This is a genomic window from bacterium (assembly GCA_040757115.1).
Lineage (GTDB): Bacteria > UBA9089 > CG2-30-40-21 > CG2-30-40-21 > SBAY01 > JBFLXS01.
The window spans coordinates 1-6001 of record JBFLYA010000225.1 but is presented as its reverse complement, the minus strand read 5'-3'; the positions used below and the strand labels follow the sequence as shown (position 1 = coordinate 6001).

Below are 6001 nucleotides of genomic sequence, written 5' to 3'. Positions count from 1 at the left end.
AATATAGAAAAGGAGAAATTTATCACCATTACTAATGGATTTGACCCGGATGACTTTAAAGGGATAACATTAGAAAGATTATCGGAAAAATTCACAATGAGTTATATAGGCAGTTTTTATCGAGGGAGAACACCAGAGTACTTTTTGAAGGCACTGACAGAGTTAATTGAAGAAAATCAAGGGATAGAAAAAGAGATAAGTGTAATTTTTTTAGGAGAGATATTGGAAGAAGAATATAAAACACTTGTGAACGGCTTTAAATGGGATAAAATCTTAAAAATAATTAATTGGCTACCTCATAATGAGGCGATACGGTATATGAGCTCTTCAGATGTCCTTCTTTTATTTATTCAGAAGCAAGGTAATATGACAGATTATATTGTGACCGGTAAGATATTTGAATATCTGGCAGCAAAAAAACCAATTCTGGCACTTGTTCCTTCAACTGGAGTCGCCGCAGAAATAATTAGAAAAACAAATACTGGCGCGGTAATAGAACCGGATAACCCTCAAGAGATTAAAAAAGCAATAATTGAACTGTATAATAAATATAAAGAAAAGTGTTTAAAATTTGAAGGCATTTCTGCAGAAATAGCTAAATTCTCTTATGAAAGACTTGGTTTAAATCTCACTGAAATACTTAATTCCATCCTATCTTCAAAAGGAAATAAAAATGGAGAGTAATGAATTATCCATTGAGGAAAGTGTTGAGGAGAAATATACGACACGATATTTAGGAAAAGATGAATATGATAAATGGGATGAATTCGTCCAAAAATCACCTCAAGGAACTATATTTTCTTCTTCTAAATGGTTAGAAATTATAACCTCTTTAAGTGGTGAGTTTAAAATTTTAACCTGCTATAAAGGAGATGAACTAATTGGAGGGATATCTTTTGTCGAACGAAAGGAAAAAAGATTCAAATATATCTTTATCCCAAAATTTACGCCCTATGGAGGGATATTATGTAAAGACCCATCATCTCTGAGCTATAAAAAACGCATTACCCTGCAACGAGATGTGGCTAACACTATAATTCCAGAACTCATAAAGACTTACGATAAAATAACTATGGCTCATCATATCTCCTATGAGGATATTAGACCATTTACATGGAATAACTTTACCCATGAAGTGAGATATACTTATATCATCAACATAGAAGATTTGAGCTATGTCTGGGATAATATGGAGTCCACAACTATTCGTAATATAAAAAAGGCAAGGAAAGAGAATATCGAGGTTACTCCACAAGAAGACATTGATGAGTTCTATCAACTTTATGAAGTTACTTATAAAAAACAGGGACTACAACCTTCTTCACCAGAATTGATGGCAAATGTCTATACAAAACTAAAATCACTAAATCAGGCTCAGATGTATTTTGCAAGAGATGTTAATCGGGAATTAATCGCCGGGGTATTCATTGTTACGGATAATAAAAGAGCCTATTATCTATTTGGAGCGAGTCACCCGACTTTACGCAGTAGTGGTGGAGCATCATTAACCTTCTGGACAGTTTTTGAGCATCTTTCAGGGAAGATTAAAGAGTTCGACCTTGTCGGAGCTAATACTCCCTCAATTGAAAAATTTAAAAGAGGATTTGGTGGAGAACTCAAACATTATTTTGCGGTAAGTAAGATAAATTCTATCGCTTTAGCCATATCTCAAAATATAAATGAAATTAAAAGTCAGATAAAACTTTTTTTAGTGGGTAGATATAAATGATTGGAATATATAAAAACTGGGATTCTGCAATTGATAACGAGATTACCTATGTATTTGAGATATTACTTAATACCATAGGGATTTCTTATGTTGTTTCTTCTAATCATAAGGAACTTATTAAAACTAACCCTTTGTTGATAATAAATTATGGAGACAGTCTTCCCAATTGTCTTGAAAAAACAGGAATAATTGTCAATATCCCTTGTAGTCAAGAATTTATATCGCTTCGTTCCCTTTTCAAGTCTAAGCTGGATAAAGATAAAACACAATCCTATTGGCAGGAAATCGTTACTTTAGAAAATAAATTCTTATCAGAAATTTTAAAAAAAATTACTTATCTTGACGCTGAAAATCTTTGTTTTGATAATGATATTTTATCTACCAGACAACAGGGGAATGTAACCATAATAGACATTAAAATTGATATTATTGCCTCGACATTCTATTTAGTGACATGTCAGGAGCAAATTCTATCACTTAAAAGAGATATTCACGATAGGTTCTTATCTTCTTACAGTATGTTGGATAAACTTGTTGAAACACCGATTGTCAGCATTTATCTAACCTTCTTACAGCAAATATTTTTATATTGTGCAAAGAGGCAAAAAGAGGTTCTCGTTCAGAAGTGGTACTGGCCAGAAGGAAGAATATCAGCAGTTTGTTTAACGCATGATGTGGACGATATTCAGAAATGGAAACTATGGGAAAAAGGAATAAGAGAGATAATCGTCGGAACTCTAAAATGTAAATATCAATGGATTCAAAATGGAATATTAGAGATTTATAATTGCTTGCGATATGAGGACCCTTACTGGAATTTTGAGAAAATAGTCCGATTAGAAAAACAATACGGCTATCTCTCTTCCTTTTATCTATTAGCAGATAATAGTACATATAAAATCAGAAATAAAAAACTAAAAAATATTGTTAAAGAAATTAGTCAACAAGGATTTGAGATTGGATTACACGCAAGTTATGATTCTTATAATAGGCACAATCAAGTTTTATGTGAAAAGAAGCGAGTTGAGAAAATATCAAGTTATCCTATCAACGGCATTAGAGGTCATTATCTAAGATTTAATCCGGAGGTCACATGGCAAGTTTATACAGAGGCAGGTTTTGAATATGATACTACGGTTGGCTATGCTGACCATGAAGGATTCCGAACAGGATGCAGTTTCCCTTTGTATCTTTATCATATTAAAGAGAATAAAAAATTGCCATTAATCGAGTTACCACTGATAATTATGGATACGACATTATTTACTTATCAGAAATACTCCCCAGATGAAGCATTAACCAATATCAAAAGGTTATTGGAAATGGCTAAAAACTATAATGGATTAGGTATAATTCTCTGGCATCAACAGGGATTTAATGAAAAAGAAAATCCAGGCCGGGAAAGAATATATGAAGAGATATTAGAATGGTTATCTGAGAATAAAATTTATGTGAGATTATGTCAGGATATTATTCAGTGGTGGAAAAGGCGTGAAGCGGTTAGAATAATAAAAGAAGACAGATTTGAGTATAGATGTATTTCTGACATACTCATAGAAAGAGATTTTTCTTTTAAACTCAGTAATATTAATTTAAAAAATCTTGCCATTGAGGGGGTTAAGTGTGACCTTCACCCTTTATCCGAGACGGAATGTATGTTAATCACCAAAGAGGCGACAAAGGAATTTTTAATAAAAGTCTAGGGTTCTGCAAAATAGGATTAGGAGAGATAACTGAGAGTTAGACCTGAAATTAAATCAAATATCAAATATTAAAATGCAAAATTACAAATCAAATTTCAAAAAGGACTTCGAGAAAAGACTGTTAACGAAAGTAAGTTATGGCTTGCATTACTTCGTGATAGTAAACATGCTAAACCAGAGAAAGTAGCACGGTTTCTCAAAGAGTTGGAGGAATTTGGTAATATCTTTGCTTCAAGTATTTTAACGCTGAAAGGAAAGAGATAATTTTACATTTTGATATGTAATTTTTATATTTGCTTTTTGCATTTTGCTCTTTGGAGGAAATTGATAAAAATAGAGGTTTTAAATACCCGCTTAAAAACTATAGTTCCTTGGTTTTGCAGAATTCTAATAAAAGTCCCGAAAGGAGGTTCTAACTGATGGATGGTATTAAACAAAAGATTAAATTTGGAATAGCAATGGTCCGCAATTTAATTTATCCAGCCCGATTTAAGATAATCTATCACGACTGGTTATTAATAAAACCTGAACGGGATGATTACCAGACAAATACAAAATATATAGATGCGGCCATAAATTGGTTGTGTCGAGCCCAGGATACAACGGGTGATGGTGGAGTGGCAACATATTTCTTTGATAAAGGTTGGTCAAGTTCTTACCCGGAGGTAACCGGTTATATTATCCCTACCTTCTTTGATTATTATCACCTGACCTCATATAAGGAAATAAGAAATCGTGCCATTAAAATGGCTGATTTTGAACTTTCCATCCAGATGGAAAATGGTGCCTTTCAAGGGGGATATGTTGGTCGAGGAGCTAAACCTACAGTGTTTAATACAGGCCAGATACTCCAGGGTTTAACCAGGGCTTATAAAGAAACGAATGATTTAAAATATTATAATGCGGCTAAAAAGGCGGCTGATTGGATATGTGCAGTTCAAGATGATGATGGTGCCTGGAGACAATATGTCTATTTAGATATTGTGCGGGTCTATGATACAAGGGTTGATTTGCCATTGTTAGAATTTTATCAGATAAATCAAGAAGATAAATACCGACAAGCCGCAAGAAAAAATATCGAATGGGCACTAACACTACAACAGGAAAATGGCTGGTTTAAAGATTGTGATAATAGCCCAAAAAGAAATTTTGAGCCACTTACTCATACCATTGGATATACCATTGAGGGACTTTTAGAATCAGGCATTCTATTAAATGAGCAAAGATATATTGAAAAAGCTACAATCTCGGCTGATGCCCTTTTAAAAAGATTTGAGATTGATAAGTCTTTAAAAGGAAGATATAATTCTGATTGGAAACCAACCGTTACTTCTTGTTGTTTAACCGGCTGTGCTCAGATGTCAATTATCTGGATGAGGTTATTTGAAAAGACTAAAGATTTTAAATATTTGAATGCCTCATTAAAAATGAATGATTTCCTCATTTCGACGCAGGTTCTAAATTCCTCTGATAAAGGAATACAAGCAGGAATAAAGGGTTCACACCCTATCTGGGGCGACTATCGTATCTTTTCTTACCCCAGTTGGGCAACAAAATATTTCGTAGATGCACTGATATTAGAAGACAGGATTATAAAACAATTAAAAGAGGAGATTCTTAAATGAGAATTGGATTAATCACTCGCGGAGCTTATAATCGCGCCAGCATAACCGTGCTTAAAGAATTTGAAAAACGCCATATTCCTGTTTCTGCCATAATTCTTGTCAAAAGAAAACAAGGACAAAATCTACTAAATTCTCTCAAACTTCAACTTAAGACAGAAGGATTAGGGATTTTCAGGAAAATAATGGTTAAATCAGGGTTGATTAAAGAAAATAAAACAAAGGAAATCCCAAAGGGAAAAAATGAAATACCAGAGCAGGAACGAATTTCTATCTATGAATGGGCAGTTAAAAACAATGTTCCTGTTTATTCTGTTAATTATTTAAACACCAACAAATGTGCCAATCTCATTAAAGAACTACAGATAAACATCTTAATAGCATTTAGCGTGGGAATTGTGAAAGAAATCATCCTCAATATCCCCAATCTAAAGGTAGTTAATGCCCATGCCGGCTTTTTACCAAAATATCGTGGGATGAATGTCATCGAATGGGCATATCTTAATAATGATGAGACAATTGGGACGATACATTTTATGGACCGTGGAATTGATACTGGAGATATTTTATATCAAAAACCATTCAGTTTGGAAGGTTGTAAGTCAATCGAAGAAATTCGCCAGCGTGGATTTGATTTTGTCTTCAGATTGATGGCAGAATGTGTTGAAAAATTACTCAATAATGAAATAAAACCTACACCCCAAAACCCTGCAGAAGGAAAAATATGGTATATCATGCATGAGAAATTAAAGAGGATTCTGGAAGAAAAATTGTAACCGTTCAGGCTATATATCAAAAGTGTAAGAAAGGGGATAAGGAGATAAGAGTGATATGGAGATAAGATAATAGAAATAGATTGAAATTTATAGAAATAGGTAGAAATTGATTGTGGAAAACAACAAATTTCCATAAATTTCTATTAGTTTCTATTAATTTCAATTTTTTTA

5 protein-coding genes are annotated in these 6001 nt (G+C 33.2%); all 5 read left to right on the top strand.

Annotated features, from left to right (window positions below; all coding sequences use genetic code 11):
- On the top strand, positions 1–684 hold a 684-nt coding region (locus AB1422_15495), incomplete at its 5' end, for a glycosyltransferase (GenBank protein MEW6620713.1).
- Complete coding sequence (locus AB1422_15490) at positions 674–1729, top strand: GNAT family N-acetyltransferase (GenBank protein MEW6620712.1); 1056 nt, start codon at positions 674–676, stop codon at positions 1727–1729. The genes AB1422_15495 and AB1422_15490, both read left to right, overlap by 11 nt.
- On the top strand, positions 1726–3432 hold the full coding sequence (locus AB1422_15485) for a polysaccharide deacetylase family protein (protein MEW6620711.1): 1707 nt from the start codon (positions 1726–1728) through the stop codon (positions 3430–3432). The genes AB1422_15490 and AB1422_15485 overlap by 4 nt, the downstream gene beginning before the upstream one ends.
- A 419-nt stretch (positions 3433–3851) precedes the next feature.
- The gene (locus AB1422_15480; GenBank protein ID MEW6620710.1) at positions 3852–5057 is read left to right on the top strand and encodes a pectate lyase; all 1206 of its coding nucleotides are present in this window, start codon (positions 3852–3854) and stop codon (positions 5055–5057) included.
- The gene (locus tag AB1422_15475; GenBank protein MEW6620709.1) at positions 5054–5830 is read left to right on the top strand and encodes a formyltransferase family protein; all 777 of its coding nucleotides are present in this window, start codon (positions 5054–5056) and stop codon (positions 5828–5830) included. The genes AB1422_15480 and AB1422_15475 overlap by 4 nt, the downstream gene beginning before the upstream one ends.
- Positions 5831–6001 lie beyond the last annotated feature (171 nt).

Excerpts from the sequence above, each read along its gene's own strand:
- AB1422_15490 (MEW6620712.1), top strand. The coding sequence starts at position 674 with ATGGAGAGTAATGAATTATCCATTGAGGAAAGTGTTGAGGAGAAATAT.
- AB1422_15485 (MEW6620711.1), top strand. The coding sequence starts at position 1,726 with ATGATTGGAATATATAAAAACTGGGATTCTGCAATTGATAACGAGATT.
- AB1422_15480 (MEW6620710.1), top strand. The coding sequence starts at position 3,852 with ATGGATGGTATTAAACAAAAGATTAAATTTGGAATAGCAATGGTCCGC.
- AB1422_15475 (MEW6620709.1), top strand. The coding sequence starts at position 5,054 with ATGAGAATTGGATTAATCACTCGCGGAGCTTATAATCGCGCCAGCATA.